The following is a 24757-nucleotide window of genomic DNA, read 5'->3' as shown; positions in this document are numbered from 1 at the left end:
CTGTTACTGGCCCAGGACTTCGCTCTTGACGCGCTTGCCCATCTCGGCGATGCCATCGGCCACCGAGCGCTCGCCTACCATGATCAGGTCATGCTCCTGGTTGAGGACCTTGTCCGTGGCGGCCGACTTGTCGCTGACCGGCATCTCCAGGGCCACCGTGTCCGGGGTGAAGGCCTTCTTGGACAGCTCGTCCGTGGGCATCCCGTCCAGCTTGAAGTACTCCGCCGTGATGGCATCGTTCTGCAGGGCGGGGACAACACCGATCTTCGAGATAGCCTTGGCGCCTTCTTCACCGGCGGCCCATTCGATGAACTTCCTGGCCTCCTCGGAGTGGCTCGCGTTCTTGTTCACCGCGAACGCGGTGGGCGAACCGAACGTGGTGACCTTGCCGTCGTCGTTCTTCTGCGGCATGGGCGCCAGGCCCCAGTCCACCGTGGACTTGCCATCCTTCTTGGCCTGCAGGATGCCGGCGATGTACCAGGTGCCCATGGGCATCATGGCGGCCTGGCCGGTCTCAAACATGGTGCGGTAGCTGGTCTTCTGGCTCTTGGCCGTGCCGAAGTCCAAGGTGGCGCCGCTCTTCTGCAGGTCCAGGGCGGTGTTGTACTGGTCCTCGAAGAAGCCGTAGTCGCCGCTGTTCTGGTCCGCGCCGTTCTGTGCGGCGGCGATGGCCTGGACCACGGAACGCCAGATGTGGTGGTAGGTGCCGTAGACCTTCTTGCCGTTGGCCTCCGTGGTGAGCTTCTTGGCCAGGGCCGTGTATTCGTCCCAGGTCAGGTCCGCCGGGTTCTCCACGCCGGCGGCCTTCAGCAGGTCCTTGTTGTAGTACAGCAGCCAGAAGTCCTGCCGGTAGGGTGCGGCGTAGTACTTGCCGCTGATGTCGAAGGCGTCCAGGCCGGCCAGGTTGTCCTTGCCCACGGTGTCCACCACGCCGTTGATCTCCTGGAGCTGGCCATTGTTGGCGTAGCGGGCATAGTCGATGACGTTCTTCATGGTGAGGACGTCCGTGGTGTCACCGCCGGCCAGCATGGTGGTGACCTTCTGGGGGTAGTCATCGGCCAGGATGTCCACCGGTTCGATATCGATGTCCGGGTTGGCTGCCTCGTAGCTGTCGAACAGGGCCTTGAACTCGGGGGTGCCCTCATAGTTCCACACGGAAACGGTCAGGCGGGTCTTGCCGTCCTGGGCCTGGGGCTCCGCGGGACCGGCGGCGCCGGCACAGCCGGACAGCCCCAGCCCTGCGGTCACAGCCAGTGCGATGGCGGCGAGGGTGGTGCGCTTCATTGCGTGCTCCTTACTGGATTTTTGTCTGCCGCTGGTGCGGCCGGGTGTTTCAGGCGCTGAGGGAGAGGTCTTCGGAGACCACCTGCGCCACGAGCCGCTGACCGGTGAGGTGCCGTTCAAGGTCGTTCAGGGCGGCATCGGACATCCGCCGGGTTTCCGTTCCAAGGGACCCGGCGATGTGGGGTGTGATGACGACGTTGGGCAGGCTGTAGAGGACCGAGCCTGCCGGGAGCGGCTCGGGCTCGGTGACGTCGAGCAGGGCGTGGATCCTGCCGGTGGCGCATTCGGCTTCGAGCGCCGCCGTATCCACCAGCGAGCCGCGGGCAGTGTTGATGAGGGTGGCGTTGTCTTTCATGGTCCGCAGTTCCGCCGCGCCGATCATGTGCCGGGTTTCCGGGAGGGCCGGAGCGTGGACTGAGACGATGTCCGAGGCTGCCAGCAGTTCCGTCAGCGGGACCAGCCTGCCGCCGGCCGCTGCCACCTCGAGCGGGTCTGCGTGCGGATCACTGACCAGACAGGTCACGTCCTGCAGCTGCTGGACCAGGCGGACCACCCGCCGGCCGATGCGGGAGAACCCGATCACCCCGATCACCCGGCCGATGTTGCCGAGTTCCCCGCGGGCCGTGGTGTAGCTCCAGTCTTCGCGCCAGGTGCGGGCGTCATTGGCCAGCACGTGCGCTTTCTTGCCCGCCAGAACGATGGACGCGAAGGTGAACTCCGCCACCGGGATGGCGTTGGCATCGGCCCCGTTGGTCACCAGGATGTCCCGGTCCCACAGTTCCTGGGTGACAAAGCTGCGGACGGTTCCGGCGCAGTGGAACACGGCGCGGAGCCTGGGCATCCGTTGCAGTGCCGCGGCATCCAGCCGCGGCACGCCCCAGCTGGTGAGCAGGATTTCCACGTCTCCCAGGCGTTCCTGGAGCCCGGGATCTTCCAGGGAGTCGGTCCACGGCTGGCCGCCGAGGTCCACCAGGCCCGCCAGCCGGTCCAGTCGGGTGGCATCGAACTGGTCCGTGAAGGTTCCACGGTTCATGACCAGCAGGGCCTTGGGCTTGGGCGTCATCGGGGCCTCCTTTCTGTTGTGTTCGTTCGTGCTCTTTCCTGCACTTCATGTCTTGCATCACATCTAACAATCAGTAGATACTCATGAACAAGACAGAACAACCAAGCCAGTCTGAATCGATCCAAAATGATCATAAACAAACATGAGGTGGGTTGATGCCGGTTCTTCCCACGCCCCTTCGCGCCACGCCCGACGGCCCTACGGCGAGGTCCGGCAGCGGCCCGGCAGGCGCCGGCCCGCTTGCCACCGCCTGGGGAGCAGCCGCTTCCGCTGACTCCCTGGCCGGCCTCCTTGAGAGTGCCGCCGTCCGGGTGGACGTGCCGCCGGCAGGACCGCGGGCCTGGCCCTCGGCGGATGACGCGCGGATCGCGGACCTGCGCCGCCAGGCCGCAACGGAGCGCGGAACGGCCTGGCCCCAGCCGCTGGTGTCCCATTACGCGCGGTACTTCCGCGACGGCAACCGGACGGCCTACGAAGGCCTGGTCGCCGCCCGTCAGCAGCGGCTCACCCGGGCTGTGGTGATGGCACTGGCCGCGGTGTCCGATGACCCGGCCGGCACGGACGCCGAAGCATGGCTCGACGAGGTCATCGACGGCGCGTTCCTGCTGTGCGAGCAAAGTTCCTGGTGCTGGGCCGCCCATGACGACGTCCACTCCCGCACCGGCAACGTAGTGCCGGAACCGGCGGTGCCGTACCTGGACCTCGGGGCCGGGGAAGTCGCAGCCCAGCTGGCGTGGATTGACCACGTGCTTGGCCCGCAGCTGGACGGCCGCGCCCCCGGGCTGCGCCGCCGGATCCGGGACGAGGTGCGGGACCGGGCCATCCGGCCCTTCCTGGAGCGGCTGGACTGGCACTGGCTGGGCCTGGACGGGGACGTCCATAACTGGAACCCCTGGATCCACTCCAACCTGCTGGCCGGCGCCCTGTTCCTGGTGGAGGAGCCCCGGCTGCAGGCGCATGCGGTGGCCCGCTGCATCGAGGGCCTGGACAGGTTCCTGGCGTCCATCCCCGGCGACGGCGCCATCGACGAGGGCTTCGCCTACTGGTGGAACGGTGCAGGCCGGGCGCTGGAAGGACTGCGCCTGCTGGAACAGGCCACGGCGGGAGCCCTCGACGGCGGCCTGCCGGTGGTCCGCGCGCTGGCTGCCTTCCCGTACCGCATGCACCTGGGCGGCACCTGGTTCCTCAACGTCGCCGACGGTCCGGCCCGGGCGGCGGACGCCCTCCCCTGGGACATGCTCCGCCGCTGGGCGGTCCGGCTGGGTGACACCGCGGCGGCAGCCCACGCAGCCTCCCTGGCGAGCGGCCGGCCGGATGCGGCCGCCGGCCTGGGCCGGGTGCTGCACTCGCTGCTCGATGAACCGGACGCCGGGGCGCGGCCCGCCGCCGCGCCGCTGCCCGCGTTCAGCTACCTGCCGTCAGTGCAGATCATGGTGGCCCGTGAACACGGCGGGGCCCCGCTCGGACTGACCCTGGCCGCGAAGGGCGGCCACAACGGCGAGCACCACAACCACCGGGACGTCGGCTCCGTGGTGGTAGCCATGGACGGGATTCCGCTGCTGGTAGATGCCGGCCAGCCGACCTATACCGCGCAGACCTTCGGGCCGGACCGTTACCTCATCCGCGCCATGCAGAGTTCCTGGCACAACGTCCCGGCCCCCTACGGCCTGGAGCAGGGCACCGGAGCGTCCTTCGCTGCCACTGTGCTGCAGGAACCCACCGCCGGCGAACCAGCCCTCGCACTGGGCCTTGGCGCCGCCTACGGGCTGGACCACCCCGAGCAGTGGATCCGCACCGCGCTGCTCAACAGGGACGCCGCGGCGGCGGTGATCGATGACCGCTGGACCCTGCCGTCCCCGCCTCCGGGCGCCACGGACGACGTCGACATCACCTACCTCGCCGCCGGCACCGTCCGCCTGGGCCAGGACGCGACGGCGACCGTCCTGCCCGAGGGCATCCCGGCCGTGCCCGGCGGGCGTGGGGTGCGGCTGCGCTGGAAGCCCGCCACCGCCGTCGTCCTCGTGGACGAATGGCAGCTCGACGATCCGCTGCTCAGCGGCGTCTGGGGCCACCATCTGACCCGGCTGCGGTTCCGCATGCCCGCTGAAACCCGCGCCGCAGGCGCATTCACCCTCACCGTGGAGGCAACACCATGAGTCCCGAGCAACCCGCCGAAACCGCCGGCAGGTCACTGTTCTCCCTGCAGCGCCGCGAACGGCTGATGGAGGAACTGCGTGCCCACGGCGCTATCACCGTCCGCGACATTGCCGCGAAAATGGGCGTCAGCGAACTCACCATCCGCCGCGACGTAAACATCCTCGCCGACGAGGGCCTGGTGTCCCGGGTCCACGGAGGCGCTACGCTGCCCAGCCCGCTGGACCGTTCCGCCTCCGGACGCACCGCACAGCACAGCTACTCCATCGGCATGGTGGTTCCGTCCCTGGACTACTACTGGCCGCAGGTGATCAGCGGCGCCCGGGCAGAAGCGGAGGAGCAGAACCTGCGGATCGTGGTCCGGGGCTCGGCCTACGACGCCGCGGACAACCGGCGGCACGTCCAGGCGCTGCTGGACACGCAGAACATCGATGGCCTGATCGTGGCGCCGGACATGGGCGGAGCGCACGGTCCCGAACTGCTGCGGTGGCTGAACGCCCTGCCCATCCCGGTGGTGCTGGCCGAGCGGCGGGCTCCGGCCGAGATTCCGGCCCACCGCCTCGAATGGGTGGCCACCGACCATGCCTTCGGGGCCGGGATGGCCGTCCGGCACCTGTGGCAGGAGGGACACCGCCGGATCGGCTGCCTGACCGATTCCACCAGCCCCACCAGCCCGCACGTGGTCAGGGGCTGGCACCAGGCGCTGGCTGCACTCAAGATTCCGCTGGAAGGCTCGGTCCACGAGGACTCCGCCGGGCAGGAGAACGGTGCGCGCGCCAGCCACTTCGACCATGTCCTCGAACTGTGCGCGAAGACCGGCACCACGGCCATGCTGGTGCACTCGGACACCCAGGCGGTGGCGTTCGAGCAGCACTGCGTGGACCGCGGAATGGCGGTGCCGGGGGACATGGCGATCGTGGGGTACGACGACGAGGTTGCCTACCTGGCGGAACCGGCCATTTCCGCGGTGCGGCCGCCCAAGCAGTACGTGGGGAAGGTGGCGGTGCAGCTGATGGCCGCCCGGCTGGCGGAGGGGCGCCTGCGGCCGGTCCACCGGATCGAGCTGAACCCGGACCTGATCCTGCGGGAATCATCCATCGGCGCCCCGCGGGTGCCGGCGGCCGGCGTGCTGCAGGACTCGCTGTGACGGCCGCGCCGGCCGCGGCGCCGGTCCTTCCGCCGCTGGATTTCACGCTCTCACCGTTCACCGGACTGACCCGTGACCACTGGTGCGGCTACGCAGACCATCTCCTGCGCTCCGCACACCGGCACGCAACAGCGGACCATGCAAATCTCTACCTGCCGGGAGCCACCAGTGCCTACGGCCGGAAAAGCGATTCACTGGAAGCGTTCGCCCGGACCTTCCTGCTGGCGTCCTTCCGGATCGCCGGCGATCCGGAAGGTACGGGCCGGCTGGCCGCCTGGTACGCGCAGGGGCTTGATGCCGGCACCAACCCGGCCAACCCGGACCGCTGGCCCACGCCCGGCGAACTGGACCAGGCAAAGGTGGAAGCGGCCTCGCTGGCCGTCGGGCTGGCGCTGACCCGCGGCGTGCTGTGGGACAAGCTGCCGCAGCGGGTGCAGGAACAGCTGGTGGCCTGGTTCGAAACGGTGATCGGACAGCCGTATCCGCCCATCAACTGGGTATGGTTCCAGATCGTCGTCGAAATGTTCCTGGCAAGCGTGGGCGGCCGCTCCTCGGCGGCGGACATCGACGCCGGCCTGGCCATCCACGATTCCCTGTACCGGGGACACGGCTGGTTTGCCGACGGCCCGGAGCGCGCCTACGACCACTATGTGGGATGGGCCTTCCAGGTCTACCCCCAGCTGCTGCAGCTGATGGCGCCCACCGATCCGCGCGTCCAGGCCCGGGCGGCGGTGGACCGGGAACGGCTGGCAGACTTCCTGGATGACGCCATCCACCTGGTGGGTGCCGACGGTGCGCCGCTGATCCAGGGCCGCAGCCTCATTTACCGGTTCGCGGCGGCGGCCCCGTTCTGGGCCGGCCAGCTGGCAGGCCACACGCGCCTAACGCCCGGCGCAACGCGGCGGGCGGCGTCCGGCATCCTGAAATACTTCCTGGACCGCGGTGCCATTAACGACGACGGGCTGCTCAGCATCGGCTTCCATGGGGAGTTCCCCGGCATGAAGCAGTCCTATTCCGGCGCCGGGTCCCCGTACTGGGCCGCGAAGGGAATGATGGGGCTCGCGCTTCCGGCCGGCCATCCGGTGTGGACGGCCGTGGAAGAACCGCTGCCGGTCGAGTCCGGCGACTTCCAGCGGCTCATCGGCGCTCCCGGCTGGCAGGTGGACGGAACTGCCGCGGACGGCATCGTCCGGGTCCGGAACCACGGCACCGACCACGCCAACCCCGGGGTACGCGTGGCCGATTCCCCCCTGTACGCCCGCCTGGGCTACTCCACTGCCACGTTCCCGGACCTGGTTCCGGAATCGCTGGACAACGCGGTGGTGTTCGCGGATGAGGCCGGCCGGTTGACCCACCGCACCGGATTCTCCTTCCTGGGCCACTTCGAGCAGGACGGCGTGCAGGTGGGAGGGTGCCGGTTCACCGCGCACTGGATTGACGTGGACCCCGACGGCGGCCCGGACCATGGCAGCGGCGCCGCGGGGACCGCCACGCCGGGCCCCGACGTGACAGTGGCGTCACTGACGCGGGGAGCCGTGGAACTGCGCGTGGTCCGGGTCCGCCACGCCGGCCGATGCAGTGCCCGGCTGAGGATCGGCGGCTGGCCTGTGGACGCGTCATCCGCGCTGGCCGGCTCGGTCCGGCCGGTCCCTTGGGGCGGGGAGCTGCCCGACGCCGGCACCTGGCACCGTGCGGCGCCGCACCCCGTGGGGGAGCACCTGTCCATCCCCTGGATTGGCACCCCAGGTGCCGTGGCGGATGGAGACTATGCCGCCGTCGTCGTCCTCTCCGGGGAAGGCGGCGGCGCCGGATCGGCCGGCACGACGCCGATGGCCGACGGCCATTTCGCCTTCCCGGACGGCACGACGATCGACGTCGCGGCGGCACTCGCCCGGCTCGTTTCCGAGTAGGGAACGCTTGCTGCCACCCATCAACCGTTCTCCGTTGTCGAGTACCCGCGAGTAGCAAAGTAGTCAGGGGAGTACCGAAGTCGAGTACCCGCTACTGGTGCCTGTCAAGGTCCCAACTGATTAATTGGGGCTGTCACTACTCGAACAGCGGGGACCTGCTCGTAGTGGCGCATGGCGCATTAGGGGCCCCCGAAAGCCCGGTTGCCGGTGCCCGAACCACGGGCCCCGGGGGACCGGGCCTCTGGACGTCTACCAGCAGAGGGGGCAGCGGGGTGAGCGCAAGGACCTGGCCGCAGATTAGCGGCAGGACCACCGCCGAAGACCTCGTCCGCGCCCTTGAAACCTCCCGCTCCGGAGTGCTCATCACCGGAGCGTCCGGGAGCGGCAAAAGCTACCTCACCGGCCTCCTGCTCAAGGAGATCCGCGACAGCTCCTTCATTGTGGTGCTCCGCGCCAGTGCAGGCCTCGCCGGCAGCCGGTACGGTGCGTTGAACGTGCTGCTGCGGGACCTTGATTCCCGGCTCCTGGCCCATCCTGCCCTGGTGCTGTCCGCGGTGACCGACCTGCTGGCTACGCGGGCCGAGGGCAAACCCGTGTACCTGGTCATCGAGAACGCGGCGGACGTGGATGAATTCGCCGGCGTGGTGATTTCCCAGCTCGCCCGCAACGGCACCGCCGGCCTGATCCTTACCTGCACCGACCCGCAGCGGTTGTGCAGCGAAATCTCCCGCCTCTTCACGGACGGCTACCTGGCCCGGATCGACCTGGAACCGCTGCAGCTGGCGGACGCCGTCAGCTGGCTGGAAGCCGGCCTGGGCGGCCGGATCTCGGCCTCGGCGGCCCACGAGTTCTGGACGGCGAGCGGCGGGAATCCGCACTACCTGAAGATGCTCGCGGGGGAACTCGTGGACTCGGGCGCCCTCACCGTGCGGGACGGCGTCTGGGTCCTGACGGATACCGGAAAGCCGCATGGGCCCGCCATCACGGACCTGATCGTGACCAGGCTCGGCAAGATGGGCCGTGGCGAGCGCACGGCACTGGAAATCACGGCCCTGGCCAGGGCCGTTCCCCTGGAGGCACTGCTGGCCATCGCGGCACCCGATGACGTCGACGCCCTGGAAAAACGCGGAATCCTGGTGGTGGACGACTCCCTGCCCCGGATGGTGGGGGTGCAGAACCAGCTGCTCTGCGACGTGATCCGCGCCAACATCCCCACCGGGCGCAGCAGCGACCTGCGGCGGCAGTTCCGCGACGCGGTGGATCCCGCCCTCATGCACCCCGCGCTGACCGTGGCCCTGGCTGCGTGGGCCCTGGACTGCGGTTCGCCGCTGGACCCTGACGAAGCCCTCCGGGCGGCGGCGATCGCCAATGCCCGGGCGGACCACTCCCTGGCGCTCCGGCTGGTCCGGTCGGTGCCCGGCCACCAGTACAACGCTGCTGCCGTGGCGGAAGAAACGACGGCGCTCGCGGCCCTCGGTGCCCCTGCAGAGGCCCGCGCGGTGCTGGAACAGTTCCACGCGGGCGGTGATGACGCAGCAACAGGGAAAGCCGAGGACCATGCCTCGCACCTGCAGGCAGCGCGGCTGGCGCTCGCTGAAGTCGCGGTCCTCCAGGCCGGCCGGGACACCCTGGACCAGGCCGCCGAAGGACTCCGGCATGCGCGGAAAATGCTCGACCGGGACCCGCCGGGAGGCAACGCTGCGGACAGGGACCCGGGTGGCCTGGCCTGGCTCCGGGAACAGCTGGTCTTCGCCGAGGCCCGGAGTGCGGGCTACCTGGGCCGGTACGCCGAGGCCGCATCACAGCTCGAAGAAGCTTTGCAGGACTTTGAAACCCACGGCCCCGAATTCCGCCTGCTGGCCGGAAGCTGGCTGTGCGAGGCCTGGGCGCTCACGGGACGGCAAGCCGAGGCCGCTGACATGGCCGGACAGCTGCTGGCCGACAGCAGGAGCCCGAGGATATCCGCCGTGGCAGCCTGGACCGCCGCAGGCCGGCTGCGGATGTCCCTGCTGCTGGCAGGGTGCTGGGATGAGGCCGCCTCCATGGAGCAGCCGCACTGGGACTCCCCGCCGCCCGCCGGCCAACCCTTCCCGGCGTCCTTCGACCTTGCCCTCGCCCTGGTCCGCTGCCTGCAGGGAAGGGCCCATGAGGGCATGGAATCCCTTGTTCCGCTGATAGGGCAACTCCGGGTGCGCGACGACGAAGGCCTGCTCCCGGCCGCCTGCGCGGCCGCAGCCTACGCGTCGGCCCAGCTGGGAGAGCAGTGGCAGGCGGAGAAGTTCCTGGCGGACGCCCGTTCCGCTCCGGCCCGTCCCGGGAGGCCCGTCGAATGGCTCACGGACTGCTTCACCGTCCTGGCCGGCGGCGGCACCCCAGGCCACGTGACGGTGGCCGACGGCCTGCTCCGGCTCGCCGACGCGGACCACGACGCCGGCAACCACGGCCTGGAGATCCTCGCACTGGCCGCCGCGGTCAGGCTTGGCCGGAACGACGTGGCACCCCGGCTCCGGGAAGCGGCCCTGAAATGCGACGGCAGGTTCGCCGCCCTGTGCACCGCCTACGCCGAGGCCGTGCTCGCTGACGACCCCGCACGGCTGGTGGCCGCCGCCCAACTTGCCCAGGACCTCAACCACGACCGCTTCGCCTTCGATGCCGCCGAAGCCGTAGTCCACCGCGCCCAGCCACCGGAAGACCGTGCACTGCTCCTGCAGGCCCGCCGCATTGCGGAGACGTGCCGCCACCGCATGCGGGCCCCGCAGGAATCCGCGCAGCAGGAAGACCGGATCACCGCGCGGGAACTGGAGATCGCCAGCCTGGCGGCCAAGGGCCATACCAACAAGGCGATCGCCGCGAAGCTGCACATTTCGGTACGGACCGTGGAAGGGCACCTGTACCAGATCTACGGCAAGCTGCAGATCATGGAGCGGTCGGAGCTGCCGTTCGCGCTGGGACTCGTTGAAGGAGGCCGGCCGTGACCGGAGTACTGGCAAGCGAAACGCTCGTGGGCCGCTCGGGCGTCCTGGCCGCCGTCGCAGACTGCCTGCTGGACCGCAACGGTCCCGGCGTCCTCCTGCTCGGCGACGCGGGGCTGGGCAAGACCGCGCTCGTCAACGCCGTGATCCACGAGCTGGGGCATCGGGTGCGGCCCTTCCGGGTGTTTGCCGGAGCCACGCTGTCCGGAGTTCCTTTTGCGGCCCTGGCGCCCCTGCTCACTACGCTCACACCGCAACAGATCAATGAACCGCTCTCGGTGCTCAAAGCGGTCACGGCCGCCTTGAGTCCTTCCCGGGGCCCCGAATCGGTGGCCCCCGTCCTGGTGGTGGAAGACGCCCAGCACCTGGACGAGGGAAGCGTGGCGGTCCTGGCCCAGCTGACCGCCGCAGAAACCGCCAAAGTGGTCTTCGTCTGCCGCCCGCACCCCGCGCCGCCGGCGGAGATCTTTTCCATGTGGTCAGAAGGTCTCCTGGACCGCTTCGACCTGCAGCCGCTCAGCGGAGAGGACGTTGACCAGCTGTGCACGCAGGTGCTGGGCTCACCCGCGGTTCCCACCGCCGCCGCCGTACTCCGCAAGGCCTCCGGCGGCAACCCGATGTTCCTGCTTGAACTCATCGAACACGCCAGGTCCGATGGGCAGCTGGTCTGCCGGAACGGTGCCTGGATGCTCACCTCGGAGCTGCGGGGCAACAGCCTCAGGCTCGTGGACCTGGTCCGCAACCAGATCGTCCACCTGGACACCGCGCAACGGGAAGCCCTGGACACTATTGCCGTGGCGGAGCCGGTACCGCTGGACGTGCTCCGGCAGGCCACGGACCACTACGCCGTGGACGAACTGCAGGAAATGCGGCTTATCGCCATTGATGCCGACGACGGGCAGCACGTCCGGCTGGCCCAGCCGCTGGTCGGGGAGGTCCTGCGGCAGATCGTGCCCGCGGCCCGCAGCCTCAGGATCCGCCAGCACATCCTGGAACTCCTGGACAGCAGGCCGCAGACCATGGACGGCCTGCTGCGCTACGTCTCCTGGGGACTCGAAGCCGGGGCAAGGATCCCGGACCGGGACATCCTGGAAGCGGCGCAACTGGCCAACCGGCTGTTCATCCCCAGCTACGTGGAACGGGTGGCGGGGGCCATCCGGGACCCCGCCCTCAAGCTCGCCGCCCGGGTGGAGGTGGCACGGGCCAAGTGGTACCGCGGCGACATCCGCGGGACCGCCTGGGAGATCGGCGGCATCGTCGAACGGACCAACGATCCCTCCACCTTGCGGCAGGTGTCCATGCTCGCTGCGCAGCTGGCCCGGCGGCAGGGTGCCGGTGCAGGGGCGGTGAAACAGGCGGCCTACGAGTGGGAAGCCGCGCTGGCCAGGCTGGCGGAGTCTCCGCGCGGTATCGACCCGGCCGAACTGGAGCTGGGCCGCCTGGGCAGCAGGCTCCTGGTACTCGAGGGCATGCAGGCCGAAGGGCGCCACGTCGAAACGGAGCGGGAACTGCGGCAGATCCTGCAGCGCACGGAGGACGGCGAAACCCGGCTGCTGGCCGGAACCCTCCTGGCAGAGGCCATGGCCGTGACCGGACAACCGCTGTCCGCGCTGCAGGTGTTGGCGGACGTCCGCGACATCCTCGACACAGCGGGCCACTGGGGCCTCCAGCACAACGGGTTCTTCCAGCGCCGGTACATCCTCGCCCTGATGCACGCCGGTGAATTCACGGTCCTCGAAGAGTACCTGCGCAACCATGTGTCGCAGGCCCCCAATTCACTGATCTACGACGGCGGCATGCTGCACTTCAGCGCCGGCAGCGTGGACCTGCGCCGCGGGAACCTGGCGGCAGCGCTCCCGTGCCTGCGCCAGTCCGTGAGCATGCTCCGGGTCTCCGACCTGCAGAGCGATCTTCCCGACGCCGTCGCCGCCGCCGCGTACGCGGCGTCACTCCTGAAATTCCGGGAAGTAGCCGCATCCTGTTCCCAGGATTACGAGGCGCTGCTGCGGGAAGGGCTGGAAGCATCCCTGCTGGGACGTGCCTACGCCGCCATGGCAAGGCTGCAGCAGGTGGGCCTGCGGCCAACCCTGGCCAGGCTCATGTCCCTGGCAGACATGGCTGCCGCCAACGGTGCGGTGGGCCCGGAAATAGACATCCTGGTGCTGGTGCTCCGCGCCGGAGACCTTTCAGTGGTGCGCCGCCTGAATTCCCTGGCGGAGACCAGCGAAGGGCGCACCGCCGAGTTTGCGTTCTCCTATACGCAGGCACTCGAAGCCAAGGATGCGGCCGCCCTCATGGCGCTCAGCGAATCGGCGGCCAGGGAGGGACTGGAGCTGGCGGCAGCGGATTACGCAGGCCATGCCCTGCGGATCCTGGAAACCCGGGGGGACAAGGCCCGCCAGCTCGAAGCGCAGCGGCTGCTCAAACGTCGCACCGCAGCCCTGGGAAAGGCCCCGGCGGCCACAACCCAGGGCATGCCGGACCTGTCGAAACTGACCCGGCGCGAACAGGAAATCGTCGCACTGGTGCAGACCGGCTCCAGCAACCGGGACATCGCACTCAGTCTCGGCCTCTCGCTGAGGACGGTTGAAGGCCACCTGTACAGGATGTTCGCAAAACTTGGAATCAGCGACCGCGAAAAGCTCATCAACGGCCGCCACGGCCCCGAAAACACCGCCTAGCGCGTCCTTGTTCGTTAACCAGCGCTGCCCGGGCGGCGCTGGTTGGCCGTGTTTTCCGCGTGTTCAGCGGCAACGGGGCGGAACGTGGGCCACCGAGTACCCAATCGAGTGGTGCAACGCCGCTCGCCACGTAGTCTCGCCGCCACAGCCACGAAAAAGGGGCAAAGACGGGTACACCCCACTCGCGCCCGCCCAAGGACTTGATTAATACCCTCGTCTTGTTGGCAACCGCCAGCACGAGGGGAAGTGGGCCTCGACATGAAACGCAGGAAGATCTCCTTTCCACAGGACGGCCTCATGACGGCCGCCCGGGAAGGCAGCTCCGATGCGACAGGTCTGCCGCCGGTGGCGGCGACCCCCCAAAACGGGCCGGCAGCGAAGGCAGATGTGCCCGGGGGCCGGGCGCACGCCGGTCCGCAGCCGGTTTTTATTCACTCTGGAGACAACATGCACCGGGAGGTCGACTGACCATGGCACCGAACACGAGAGTCAAAACCCTCAAGAAAAAGGTCGCCGTCGATTCCCATTCCCTGCCGGCTCCGGCAGTGGAATGGGCCGAAGGCACCGCGAACAGGGCACCGGCGCAGGACCAGGTGTTCACGTTCGACGTCGCAATTGTCGGGCTGGGATACGTGGGCCTGCCCACCGCCCTGGCCATCAACGCCTCGGGGCGCCGGGTCCTTGGGCTCGACGTGTCCGAACGGCGGCTGACGGTCATCCGGGAACAGCAGGCAGACCTGCTGGACTCGGACAAGGAACGCCTCAAGACGGCCCTGCTCGACCCGTCGTTCATGCTCACCAGCGACCTGTCCCTGCTGGCCCACGCGGCCGCCGTCGTGGTCTGCGTCCCGACCCCGGTTGACGAATACCTCGTCCCGGACCTCGGGATCCTGCGCGCGGCCTGCGCCTCGGTGGTGGAATACGCCGTGCCGGGTCAGCTGCTGATGCTGACGTCCACCACCTACGTGGGCACCACCCGGGACCTGTTGGCGATGCCCCTGGCAGCCAAGGGACTCATCCCCGGGCGGGACGTGTTCGTGGCCTTTTCGCCGGAGCGCATCAACCCCGGCGTCGACTCCTTCTCCCACGAGGACGTTCCGCGGGTGGTCGGCGGGATCACCGCCGCCTGCGGCGAGGCGGCCGAACGGCTGCTCAGCGCCAGCACCAAGCGCGTCCATGTGGTTCCTTCCGCTGACGCGGCGGAAATGACCAAGCTCGTGGAGAACACCTTCCGGGCCGTGAACATTGCCCTGGCCAACGAATTCGCCCAGATCTGCCACGAACTGGACATGGAAGTGATGGACGTGATCGACGCCGCGGCCACCAAGCCCTACGGCTTCATGCCCTTCACCCCCGGACCCGGGGTGGGCGGACACTGCATCCCCTGCGACCCGCACTACCTGCTGTGGCAGCTCCGCAAGGCGCGCATTACGGCCCCCGTGATCGAGCAGGCGATGATCGGCATCGCCGGCAGGCCACACCAGGTGGTGGAGAAGGCCCGCCGGATCCTGTCCGACCGCAACCACGGCCTCGCCGGCGCCAAGGTGATGGTCCTGGGTGTGGCCTACAAGCCGGATGTCGAGGACCTGCGCGAATCGCCCGCCCTGGAAATCATTGCCGAACTGATCGCCGACGGTGCGGAAGTGGCGTACTCGGACCCCTGGTGCCTCACCGCGCCGGACGGCCGCGGGGGAACGCTGATTTCCAATCCTGCGCCGCAGCTGTGGGAGGCGGACCTCGTCATCCTGCACACCAGGCACACCGACATGGACCTCGACTGGCTGGCCGGCGCGCCCGCCGTCCTGGACACCACGTACCGGCTGCCCAAGGCAGACAACACCATCAGGCTCTGACCAACCCCCTTTCACCCGGAAGCAGGAAGCATGAGAACAGCAATTACCGGCGGTGCCGGATTCATCGGGAGCCACCTCGTGGAACACCTCCTGGCGGCGGGGGACGAGGTAATTGTCCTGGACGATCTGTCCACCGGCCGGCTCGAAAACCTCAAAGGCGTCATCGGGCACCGCAGGTTCCGCTTCATCGAGGGCAGCATCCTGGACCGTGCTGCCGTGGACAAAGCCGTTGCCGGGGCGGACCGGGTGTTCCACCTGGCCGCGGCCGTGGGCGTCAACCTTATCGTCGACCACCCGCTGGAGAGCCTCCGCACCAACATCCACGGAACAGAGGTGGTCCTCGATTCCGTCCTCGAAGCCGGCGCAAGCCTCCTTCTGGCCTCCACCAGCGAGATCTACGGCAAGAACACCTCGGACAGCCTCTCTGAAGAGTCGGACCGCATCCTTGGCTCCGCGCTCAAGTCCCGCTGGACCTACGCGGCAGCAAAGGGCATCGATGAGGCCTTCGCCCACGCCTACTGGCGGCAGTTCGGGCTTCGGGTGGCGATCGTCCGGCTGTTCAACACCGTGGGGCCGCGCCAGACGGGACGCTACGGCATGGTGGTGCCGCGGCTGGTGCGCCAGGCCCTGGCCGGCGAACCGCTCACCGTGTACGGGGACGGGCACCAGACCCGGTGCTTCTCCTACGTGGGGGACATCGTGCCAGCCATTACGAGGATCTCCGAAGATGAGCGCGCCTATGGCAACGCCTACAACCTCGGCGGCAACCATGAGATCTCGATCCTGGCCCTGGCGCAGCGGATCGTGGAACTGGTGGGCAGCGACAGTCCCATCACTCTGGTCCCCTACGAACAGGCCTACTCCGAAGGGTATGAGGACATGCGCCGGCGGGTGCCGGACAACAGCAAGGCCTTTGACCTGGTGGGCTTCGACCCGAAGACCACCGTGGACCAGATCATCACGAACGTCGCTGCCGACAACCGGACGGCGAACAGCACTGACGCGTCGCGCTGGAAGGTCATCCTCGCCTCCTGATCCCTGCAACCCTGCTTATTTCAGGAAGAATTCCAGGCATATGGTGAATACGCGGCCGGGCCGGGGAATACATCCCCGGTCCGGTCGCTGCCTGCCTTTTGGGGTTGCTGTGAATTCACTGTCAATCCTTGGAAATACCTCCCGTCATCCGCCTGCGGTCGCGGAAAATAAAGGGATACTGCTAAAGGAGTCCCGAATGAAAAAGGCGGCAGCGCTGAATACACGGCGAGCACCGGAATTGCTGCGCGTGCCGGGCCGCGGGTCAGCAACCCGAAAGCGGTGGACCGCCGCCGGAATCCTGTGCGCCCTGGCACTTGCGGCTTCCGGCTGTACGCCAAACCCCGGGCCGCCGGACAATAGGGGCACGGAAGGCGGGTATCCCTGGCATACCGACATTGTGGCCACCACCTTCTGGGTGGGGGAACTGTTCGACCCCAGTGCCGATGACGGCAGCCAGGTCATGTCCACCTACGATTCCGGCTGGATGCGGAACTATGGCGGCTGCGACGGGGTGCTGAAATCAGGAAAATGCGAAACGGAAAAAAGGACCGAAGCGAACCGTTATATGCCCACCGGAATGACTCCCAAGGAAAACCCCTTTTATCTTGACCTGCCCTATGACGACGTCAATGACAGCAAAGCATTTGCGGAGCGGGCCGATGTCATTCCGTGGGCCAACGATCCCGCCTATGCCGGCCGTGAACAGGATAAATCCTTCAGCTACATGAAAAACCAGTGGGTCCGCATCCGCAAAGGCGACCAGGAATGCTACGGCCAAATCCAGGATGCCGGCCCCGGCCAGTACCACGACAAGGACTATGTCTTCGGCTCGGATGACGCCCGGCCGGCCAACAAGGAGTTCAACGGGGCAGGGATGGATGTATCTCCGGCGCTCAACGGGTGCCTGGGCTTTGAGGACGTCAATGGCGAGTCGGACCGGGTTGACTGGCAGTTCGTCTCCAGGGACCAGGTCCCGGCGGGTCCTTGGCTGGACATCGTCACCACCAGCCAGGTCCGCTGACCGGGGCGCAGGCGCGGGCGCGGACCGCCAAGCCGGGGGCCGGGAGCGTCAGCGCAGCCGGCCGCCGAACCCCGCCGCCAGCAGTCCGGCGAACTGCCCGGCGTCCTGCTCCACACCGCTGCAGACGTGGCTTGCCTGGCCACCGGGGGAGGCCGCGCTGCACTGCACGTCCCGGTTCAGCGACCACATGGAGACCCGCTGGATGCCTTTCTCCACGGCAAACGCATTCAAGCCACGGGCATCGTCGAGGCTGAAGACTTCACCCGGCAGGTCATTGGCGCCGATCATGGGGGTCAAGCCCATCCTGGCCCAGATTTCGGCGCTGCCCAGGTTGGTGCCGATGCGCTGGTAGCTGATGCTGATCTGGTCATGTGCCGCCCCGGCCGCGGCCACCGCCGCGTCGAGCATGCTTTGCGACGCAGGCCGGCTGGAGCCGTAGTTCATGGTCATGATGTTGACGCCGGCGAGGCGGACACCCGCCGCCAGCATCTGGTCAACGGATGCGACGCCGTCGTCCGTCAGGCCGCGGGGCGAGGCCGGGAGCGTGAGCCACACATCGAGGCGCCCGCCCCATGCTTCCTTCTCCTTCTGGAGGGCGGCAACGGCCGCGGCCCGCCGCTCCCCGGCCGGCGCATTGAGCAAGGCATCGCCTTCGATGTCGAAGTCGATGGTGGACGGGGCATAGCGGTCCACCACCGACCGGTAGGCAGACAGGAGGCTTTCCGGGTTCTGGCAGGCCACGGCAAGCTCGGTGTTCACGGAGCCGCCAAAGGACACCGCGATGGCCCCGCCCTTGGACTTCAGCGCCGAAATCCGCTGTTCAAGGTTCAGGGCATCCTTTGCCGCGTCAAGGCTGTAGGCACTGCCCCAGGTTGGCCTGCACGGGTCCGAGGCGTCGGCCACGACGAACGCCAAGGTGACGTTCCGCGGCTGTGGCAGCGCCGTGCCGCCAAAATCATAGGGCGGATCAACCGTCACATCGGCATAACCTGAAAACCACGGCTCCTGCGCCATGCCTGCCTCCGTCATGGAACGCCACACGAAAACCCCTGCCACCAGCGCCAGGGCTGCTGCTGCAGCGACCCACGCCAGCCGTCTGTGACGCAATGCTGTGTTCGATGGCCCGCCAGGCGTACCCTGCCGGGAGCGCGTTGCCGTTGAGGCAGCCCGGAGGACCTGGCCTGAGACCGGTTTGGCAGCCACACTTCCCCCGTCATGCTCGGATAATTGTCCAATCCCCTGAAGCACCATTTGACCACAGCTGCGGCCGTTCGGCCCTTGCGTGGCCGGGCATCTTCCACACAGGTTCCCGCTGCCTCCGGGGCACGGACGGCCGCCGAGTAGCAGCCGCGCGGGGCTGGGTAATGCCCCCGCCAAATACGGGTACCGCCTACTCGTGTCCGCCGGGAAGGGGCCTCCCTAGGCTGAGGTTGTGAACGGCTGACATCGCTCGGTGGAGAAACGGGTCTCACCATGAAAACTTCCTCTATGAAGGACACTGCCGTCTGGAGGCGGCATGCCCTGCGTCCCCCGGCGGGCACCGGCGCCCGCCGGTCCACGGCAGGAGCGGCCCGGTGACGGGCCCGGATCCCGCGGAGTCCGGAACCGGACCCGCCGGCCATGCTGCGGGGGCACCCGGCCTGATGCAGGCCAAGGCGTCCCGCAGGCGCGTGGGACTGCTCGCCGTCTCCTGGATTGCGGTCCTCGCCGTGCTGACCGGAGGGTCATTCATGGCCACCGGGCGCGGAACGCCCACGGACGTTCGGGGCGGTCCGCCGTCGTCGGAGGCGCCCAGTACCTCCGCTCCGCCGCTGCTGTCCGTCTCCCTCACGTTCGACGGCGGCCGGTCCAGCCAGCGGACGGCCGCCCGGATCCTCGCGGACCACCACCTGCGGGGGACATTCTTCGTCAATTCAGGATTCGTCGGCGCCCCGGACTTCATGAACCAGGAAGACCTGAACAGCCTCGCCGGGCAGCACCACGAAATAGGCGGATACACGGTCACGCTGGCCGACCTGACCGCCGTCGAGCCCGCCGAAGCGCAACGGCAGGTGTGCAACGACCGCGCAAAACTGACGGAATGGGGTTTCAAGGTCACCTCCTTCGCCTATCCGTTCGGGTCGTCGTCGGCCCCCGCGGCGGACATTGTCTCGGGTTGCGGCTACAACAGCGCCAGGGGGATGGACAAGATCCGCACCCCGTACTCCTGCCCTGACTGCGACGCCACCGAGACCGTCCGCCCGCAGGATCCATTCAACACCCGCGCCACTGCGGAGGCCGGTGCTGGCTGGACCCTGGAGGGACTGCAGCAGACCGTTGAACAGGCCCAGGCCGCAGGCGGCTGGCTTCAGCTCTCGTTCTACGATGTGGACGACTCCGGCGCCCCGCGATCGGTCACACCCGCCCTTTTCGAGCAGTTCGCGGCGTGGCTGGACGCCCGCACCGTCGAGGGAACCATGGGGGTGCGGACCGTCCACGAGGTGATCGGGCAGGTGGCCAAACCGGTCGTCCCGGGACCGGCCCCCACGCCGGCCGGCCCCGGCGTCAACGCCCTCCGGAACCCCGGGCTGGAAACTCCCGGGAAGTACGGCCTGCCCGAATGCTGGCAGGTGTCCGGCTACGGCGAAAACTCCTCCGAACTGGCAACACTGACCCCCGGCTTCAACGGCGGCGTCACCCGGCGGCTCGATGTTTCCGGCTACAAGTCGGGGGATGTGAAGATGCTCCCCGTCCTGGATCTCGGAGCCTGCGCACCGAGTGTGTCCGCCGGCCGCACCTATTCGCTGCGTGCCTGGTACCAGTCAACGGCGCGGACACAGTTCGCGGTCTACTACCGCAACTCCGTGGGCGACTGGCAGTTCTGGACCGCGAGCCCGTATTTCCCGGCGCGGACCACCTACGGCCAGGCGGTCTGGGAGACGCCGCCGGTTCCCGAAGGCGCCGAGGCCATCAGCTTCGGGCTCAACCTGTTCAGCGACGGCCAGCTGGCCACAGACGACTACGAAATGTACGACACCGTGGGGGCGCCGCCTCCAGCCCAGTGAGCCGCCCCGCCCCCGGGGCCCGCAATAAAGAATCGAGTGGTATGCCATGGAAACTGCCGGCCGCCCGCCTGTGGAAGAACTGCCGTCGCGCCACGTCCCCCGGCGGGGACTGCTCCGATGGGCCAAACCGCTGGTCACAGCGGCTGCTGCTGTGGCGTTGGCGGTGGCCGGTGTGGCCGTGGGCCCTCCGGCCGCCCAAGCCGCGGCGCCCACCGTGGTCAGCCTGACGTTCGACGACGGCCACGCGGACCAGGTGGCCGCGGCCCAGACCCTGAACTCGCTTGGCCTGAAAGCCACATTCTTCGTTACCTCCGGCGTGGTGAACACGCCCAACTACTTCACCCTTGCCCAAGTCCAGGCGCTCGCTGCCGCAGGGCACGAGATCGGCGGCCACACCGTCACCCACCCCGACCTCACCACGCTGCCCAGCGACGAAGCCACCCGGCAGGTCTGCAATGACCGTGTCAACCTGGCCAACTGGGGCTTCAGGGTCACCAGCTTCGCGCACCCGTTCGCGGCAGCCAACGCCGCCACCGAGACCATCGTGAAGAACTGCGGATACAACAGTGCCCGCGGCCTGGGTGACATCCGGACACGGTTCAGCTGCGGCACCTGCGCCGTGGGCGAATCCATGCCGCCCGCGGACCCCTACTTCACGAAGGCGCCGGACCAGGTGGAGAACACCTGGACCCTGGCCGACCTTCAGCGGAGCGTTACGCAGGCGGAGAACGGAGCGGGCGGATGGGTCCAGCTGACCTTCCACCACATCGCCAACAACCCGTCGGATCCCATCACCATCTCGCCGACCCTTTTCAACCAGTTCGCCAACTGGTTGAAGACCCGACCGTCCACCACCACCGTCAAGACCGTGGACCAGGTCATCGGGGGGACGGTCAAGCCCCTGGTTTCCGGTCCGGCGGTACCCCCGCCGGGCACCGGAAACCTGGTCAAGAACCCGGGGTTTGAAACGTTGACCAACGGTGTCCCGCAGTGCTGGCAGCAGGGCGGGTACGGCACCAACACCCCCACGTTCAGCACTGTCACGCAGGGCCGCACCGGACGTGGCGCCCAGATCGTCATGCGCAATTACTCGAACGGGGACGCCAAATGGCTGCCCTCCCTGGACCTGGGCGGATGTTCGCCCGCCGGGACGCCCGGCCACACCTACAACCTGGGCATGTGGTACAAATCCACGGCGGCCACGCAGTTCGCCCTCTACTACCGCACCGGCATCGGATCCTGGACGTACTGGACCTCAAGTCCGTGGTTCGCTGCCGCCTCCACCTTCCAGAAGGCCAGTTGGACCACCCCGGCCCTGCCCCAGGGGGCCAGCGGCATCAGCTTCGGCCTGAACATCTTCAGCAACGGGACACTGGTCACCGATGATGCGGAGATGTTCGACGCCGCCGCGACCCCTCCGCCTCCGCCTCCGGCGGCCGGCACCAACCTGGTCCAGAACGCCGGCCTGGAGACCGCCGGGACCGGGACGCTGCCGCAATGCTGGCAGGCCGCGGGCTACGGAACCAACACGCCCACCTACACCACGCTGAGCAGCGGGGCCCACTCCGGCACCAAGGCCGTGCGCCTGGTGATGACCAACTACTCCAGCGGCGACAGCAAGCTGCTCCCGTCCCTGGACACCGGAAGCTGCGCTCCGCCCGCCGTCGCCGGAAAGACCTACTCCCTCCGTGCCTGGTACACCTCCACCGCCACCACCCAGTTCGCGGTCTATTACCGGAACTCCGCGGGTGCATGGGTGTACTGGACCTCAAGTCCCTGGCTTGCCGCGGCCGGCACCTACACCCAGGCGAGCTTCACCACCCCGGCGCTGCCCGCCGGCGCCACCGCCATCAGCTTCGGGCTCAACCTCTTCAGCAACGGCACGCTCATCACCGATGACTACGCCATGTACGACACCGTGGGGGCTCCGGCGCTGTGATAGCTGTTTCCATCATCCTGGTGCTCGGGGTCAGCACCATCTTCTGGACCCTTGTTGGGCTGGTGCGCCTGACCGGGGAGAACGCCTGGCTGCTTGAGGAATGGCGGAGACGGTACCGGGCCTGGCGGTCCGCCCGGGCCGGGCTGCCCGCAGTGGCACCGCGCCCGCCGCGCGGCCGCCACCGGCGGGCCGGCACCCGCATCCTGCCGTCACAGGTGGCAGTCCTGGTGGCTGCCCACAATGAGGCCCTGGTTATCAACGAGACCATCCGGGCGGCGGCGCGGCTGGTGCCGCGCCGCAACATCCACGTGGTCTCGGACATGTCCACGGACAACACCGCCCAGCTGGCACGCGCCGCCGGCGTCAAGGTCCTGGAGCTCGATCCCAACCGAGGCAAGGCCGGGGCCCTGGCAGCGGGAATCGCGCACTTCAACCTGTGCCGGCGGTACAAGGTGGTGATGCTGCTGGACGCGGACACCCGTCCTACGGAGGATTACCTCACCACCGGGCTGCCGCTGTTTTCGGACCCCACGGTGGTGGCGGTGGCCGGACGGGCGAAGTCCATCATGGATCCGCCGTCGCCCTCTGCCATGGGACGGTTCCTGGTGGCCTACCGGGAGCGCCTGTATATCGTGGTGCAGCTCCTGCTGAAGTACGGGCAGGCCGCACGCGGAGCCAACGTGGTGTCCATCGTGCCCGGGTTCGCCAGCATGTACCGGACCACCGCGCTCGAGGAGATCGACGTCGTCGCGCCCGGCCTGGTGATTGAGGACTTCAACATGACTTTCGAGATCCACGCCAGGAAACTTGGCCGGATCGCGTTCCACCCGTCAGCGGCGGTGGCGTATACGCAGGATCCGGACCGGCTGCAGGACTACATGAAGCAGGTGCGCCGCTGGATCCTGGGGTTCTGGCAGACCGTGCGCCGCCACCGGAAGCAGACCGGCCGTTTCTGGCTGGTGCTGGCCACCTATATTTTCGAGCTGCTGATGAGCTGCGTCTTCTTTGTGCTCCTGCTGCCGGTTTTCCTGGTGTCCAGCTTCGCGGCACTCCAGGTGGCGGCGTTCGGCAATACCTGGGAAGTCATGGTGTTCCTGTCCGGGCTGCTGCGGCCGCAGGACGTCCTGTTCGGCGTGTTGCTCCCGGATTTCCTGTTGACGGTCCTTGCCGCGGTGTCATTGCGGAAACCGGGGATGCTGCTCATGGCCCCGCTGTTCCCGCTGATGCGGATACTCGACGCCGTGCTGTGCCTCCAGGTCCTGCCCAAGGCGTTTTCGTCGACGTCGACCGGCACCTGGGTCAGTCCCGCCCGCAGGGTGCAGGGCAAGGACCTGGCCCAGGTTCCGGCCGGCAGCGGCTAGTTGCCGACTCCGGAGGTGGTCTCCACGGTCAGCCAGGGACCGGCCGGGACGTCGGCACGGTCAATGAAGCGCCACGAAACGCGGTCGCTGCTGCCGTCCAGTTCGGCGAAGCCCAGGCAGCCGTTGAGGGCTGGCGAGACGTCCATCCCGGCGCCCTGTGAGGCGTCGGCGGAGAAGCTCTGGTTGACCGGCCGGGCATCACCGCTGCCGAAGACGTACGCGGAGTCGTGGTACTCAGACCCGCTGGAGGGGCCGGCGTCCTCGATCTGGCCGTAGCAGGTGTTGCCGTTCGGCCCGGTGATCTGGACCCAATGGTTCTTCATGTAGCTGTGGTTGGGGTTGGCGCAGTTGTCCACCCCGGCGGCGGCGTTGTCCGCAGCGGCCCACGGGATGACCCGGCAGCGCTCCTGGAAGGCAACGGGATCATTCAGGTCGTCGTAGGGCAGGTCCAGGTAGAACGGGTTCTCCAGCGGTGTCGGCTGGTTCAGCGGGAAGTAGCCGTTGTCCGCCACGCGGCGTTCGGTGGCGCAGGTGAAGCCGGCGCCGGTGCCCGAACTGATTCCGTCGCAGCCGCCGTAGTAGCTTCCGGGGCAGCCGGCAGCGCCGGCGTCCACGGTTCCGAGGTTGACGCCCGTGTGCTGGTAGGCCCACTGGCTGTTGTAGGTGGAGCACACCTGGGAGCCGTCAGAGAGGCTGGCGTTGAAGATTTCCCCCACCCAGAACGTCGTGCTGATGATGTTGCTGTGCAGCGGGTAGGCACTGTTGCCGGTCCCGGTGGCAGCCGCGGGAACGATCGCCGGGGCCGGTGTTGGCGCGGCGGGGGCCGGTGCCTGGGTGGCCGGGGCGGGCGCTGCGGCCACTGGAGCGGCAGGGGGAGGCGTGGTGCTGGGGGACGGGGCCGGCGTGCCTTTCGGTTTCGCCTTGTCCTGTCCGGGTGCCTTGGCTGCGCCCTGTTCCGTTACGGGCTTCACCGAAGCCGCGGACGAGGTTGACGCGGACTGGGTGGCCGAAACCGCGAACAGTCCGCCGACGGCCAGGAGCAGTACTGCTGCCAGCGCCGTGAAGAGGTGTTTCATTACGTGTCATATCTGTTGGGTGCATGGACGGCGAGACCATGGCGACCTTTCGCGGGCGCGCGACAGCAACGCCCAGCGGCAACGCTGCGCGTTGTTTCACTTGCCCAGGGGACTGCTGCCCGGATGAGAAGATCGCGGTGGGGCAGCTACATCAATCGGCGGCACGTCAACTCCCCAGCCGCAGGCGCCGGAACCTGCCCACGCCACCCCACCTTAC

General features: G+C 68.3%; 15 protein-coding genes. 11 read left to right on the top strand and 4 right to left on the bottom strand.

What is annotated here, in order from left to right:
* Window positions 1-3 precede the first annotated feature (3 nt).
* Both AS031_RS09675 and AS031_RS09670 read right to left on the bottom strand, forming a co-directional pair.
* A complete protein-coding gene (locus AS031_RS09675; RefSeq protein WP_058267924.1) occupies window positions 4-1284 on the bottom strand; it encodes an ABC transporter substrate-binding protein in 1281 nt (426 codons plus the stop codon).
* Window positions 1285-1333: 49 nt separating this feature from the next.
* Entirely contained in the window at window positions 1334-2347 is a 1014-nt protein-coding gene (locus AS031_RS09670; RefSeq protein WP_058267923.1) for a hydroxyacid dehydrogenase, read from the bottom strand.
* A 155-nt stretch (window positions 2348-2502) separates the two neighbouring features.
* Here AS031_RS09670 and AS031_RS09665 point away from each other — a divergent pair, with 155 nt between their 5' ends.
* From AS031_RS09665 to AS031_RS09630, 8 genes are all read left to right on the top strand, one after another.
* Window positions 2503-4503, top strand: coding sequence for a heparinase II/III family protein (locus tag AS031_RS09665; RefSeq protein ID WP_141688793.1), 2001 nt, complete (start codon window positions 2503-2505; stop codon window positions 4501-4503).
* The gene (locus AS031_RS09660) at window positions 4500-5648 is read left to right on the top strand and encodes a LacI family DNA-binding transcriptional regulator (protein ID WP_058267922.1); all 1149 of its coding nucleotides are present in this window, start codon (window positions 4500-4502) and stop codon (window positions 5646-5648) included. Before AS031_RS09665 ends, AS031_RS09660 begins: the two co-directional genes overlap by 4 nt.
* The gene (locus AS031_RS09655) at window positions 5645-7558 is read left to right on the top strand and encodes a DUF2264 domain-containing protein (protein ID WP_058267921.1); all 1914 of its coding nucleotides are present in this window, start codon (window positions 5645-5647) and stop codon (window positions 7556-7558) included. Before AS031_RS09660 ends, AS031_RS09655 begins: the two co-directional genes overlap by 4 nt.
* 272 nt (window positions 7559-7830) lie before the next feature.
* Window positions 7831-10533 (top strand): LuxR family transcriptional regulator, encoded by a 2703-nt coding sequence (locus AS031_RS09650; RefSeq protein WP_058267920.1) that lies wholly within the window; start codon window positions 7831-7833, stop codon window positions 10531-10533.
* Window positions 10530-13211 carry a helix-turn-helix transcriptional regulator gene (locus AS031_RS09645; RefSeq protein WP_058267919.1) on the top strand — a complete coding sequence of 894 codons (2682 nt, stop codon included), beginning with the start codon at window positions 10530-10532 and terminating at the stop codon, window positions 13209-13211. Before AS031_RS09650 ends, AS031_RS09645 begins: the two co-directional genes overlap by 4 nt.
* 470 nt (window positions 13212-13681) lie before the next feature.
* Entirely contained in the window at window positions 13682-15064 is a 1383-nt protein-coding gene (locus tag AS031_RS09640) for a nucleotide sugar dehydrogenase (RefSeq protein WP_082641984.1), read from the top strand.
* A 30-nt stretch (window positions 15065-15094) separates the two neighbouring features.
* Window positions 15095-16099 (top strand): dTDP-glucose 4,6-dehydratase, encoded by a 1005-nt coding sequence (locus AS031_RS09635; protein ID WP_058267918.1) that lies wholly within the window; start codon window positions 15095-15097, stop codon window positions 16097-16099.
* 397 nt (window positions 16100-16496) lie between these two features.
* A complete protein-coding gene (locus AS031_RS09630) occupies window positions 16497-17120 on the top strand; it encodes a hypothetical protein (protein WP_228379606.1) in 624 nt (207 codons plus the stop codon).
* Window positions 17121-17168: 48 nt separating this feature from the next.
* Here AS031_RS09630 and AS031_RS09625 read toward each other — a convergent pair whose 3' ends face one another.
* Window positions 17169-18227: a chitinase gene (locus AS031_RS09625; RefSeq protein ID WP_058267916.1), complete on the bottom strand. Its 1059-nt coding sequence runs from the start codon at window positions 18225-18227 to the stop codon at window positions 17169-17171.
* A 467-nt stretch (window positions 18228-18694) separates the two neighbouring features.
* On the opposite strand from AS031_RS09625, the gene AS031_RS09620 reads away from it, so the two are divergent.
* Genes AS031_RS09620 through AS031_RS09610 form a run of 3 tightly spaced genes read left to right on the top strand, consistent with a single transcriptional unit; the run spans window position 18695 to window position 23464 of the window.
* Window positions 18695-20164, top strand: coding sequence for a polysaccharide deacetylase family protein (locus AS031_RS09620; protein ID WP_058267915.1), 1470 nt, complete (start codon window positions 18695-18697; stop codon window positions 20162-20164).
* A 46-nt stretch (window positions 20165-20210) separates the two neighbouring features.
* Complete coding sequence (locus tag AS031_RS09615) at window positions 20211-22103, top strand: polysaccharide deacetylase family protein (RefSeq protein WP_058267914.1); 1893 nt, start codon at window positions 20211-20213, stop codon at window positions 22101-22103.
* Window positions 22100-23464: a glycosyltransferase family 2 protein gene (locus AS031_RS09610; protein WP_058267913.1), complete on the top strand. Its 1365-nt coding sequence runs from the start codon at window positions 22100-22102 to the stop codon at window positions 23462-23464. Before AS031_RS09615 ends, AS031_RS09610 begins: the two co-directional genes overlap by 4 nt.
* Here the strand turns inward: AS031_RS09610 and AS031_RS09605 are convergent.
* Window positions 23461-24540 (bottom strand): hypothetical protein, encoded by a 1080-nt coding sequence (locus AS031_RS09605; protein ID WP_058267912.1) that lies wholly within the window; start codon window positions 24538-24540, stop codon window positions 23461-23463. The two genes, AS031_RS09610 and AS031_RS09605, sit on opposite strands and share 4 nt — an antisense overlap.
* Between the last annotated feature and the right edge of the window lie 217 nt (window positions 24541-24757).

The sequence above is a fragment of the Pseudarthrobacter enclensis genome (assembly GCF_001457025.1).
GTDB classification, from domain to species: domain Bacteria; phylum Actinomycetota; class Actinomycetes; order Actinomycetales; family Micrococcaceae; genus Arthrobacter; species Arthrobacter enclensis.
Note: the sequence above shows the minus strand (reverse complement) of the source record. Positions and strands in the feature narration are given on the sequence as shown.

What these genes read in the sequence shown, in the direction of transcription:
- AS031_RS09660 (WP_058267922.1), top strand. Translation starts at nt 4,500, where the DNA reads ATGAGTCCCGAGCAACCCGCCGAAACCGCCGGCAGGTCACTGTTCTCC.
- AS031_RS09675 (WP_058267924.1), bottom strand. Translation starts at nt 1,284, where the DNA reads ATGAAGCGCACCACCCTCGCCGCCATCGCACTGGCTGTGACCGCAGGG.
- AS031_RS09640 (WP_082641984.1), top strand. Translation starts at nt 13,682, where the DNA reads ATGGCACCGAACACGAGAGTCAAAACCCTCAAGAAAAAGGTCGCCGTC.
- AS031_RS09605 (WP_058267912.1), bottom strand. Translation starts at nt 24,540, where the DNA reads ATGAAACACCTCTTCACGGCGCTGGCAGCAGTACTGCTCCTGGCCGTC.
- AS031_RS09670 (WP_058267923.1), bottom strand. Translation starts at nt 2,347, where the DNA reads ATGACGCCCAAGCCCAAGGCCCTGCTGGTCATGAACCGTGGAACCTTC.
- AS031_RS09635 (WP_058267918.1), top strand. Translation starts at nt 15,095, where the DNA reads ATGAGAACAGCAATTACCGGCGGTGCCGGATTCATCGGGAGCCACCTC.
- AS031_RS09615 (WP_058267914.1), top strand. Translation starts at nt 20,211, where the DNA reads ATGGAAACTGCCGGCCGCCCGCCTGTGGAAGAACTGCCGTCGCGCCAC.
- AS031_RS09665 (WP_141688793.1), top strand. Translation starts at nt 2,503, where the DNA reads ATGCCGGTTCTTCCCACGCCCCTTCGCGCCACGCCCGACGGCCCTACG.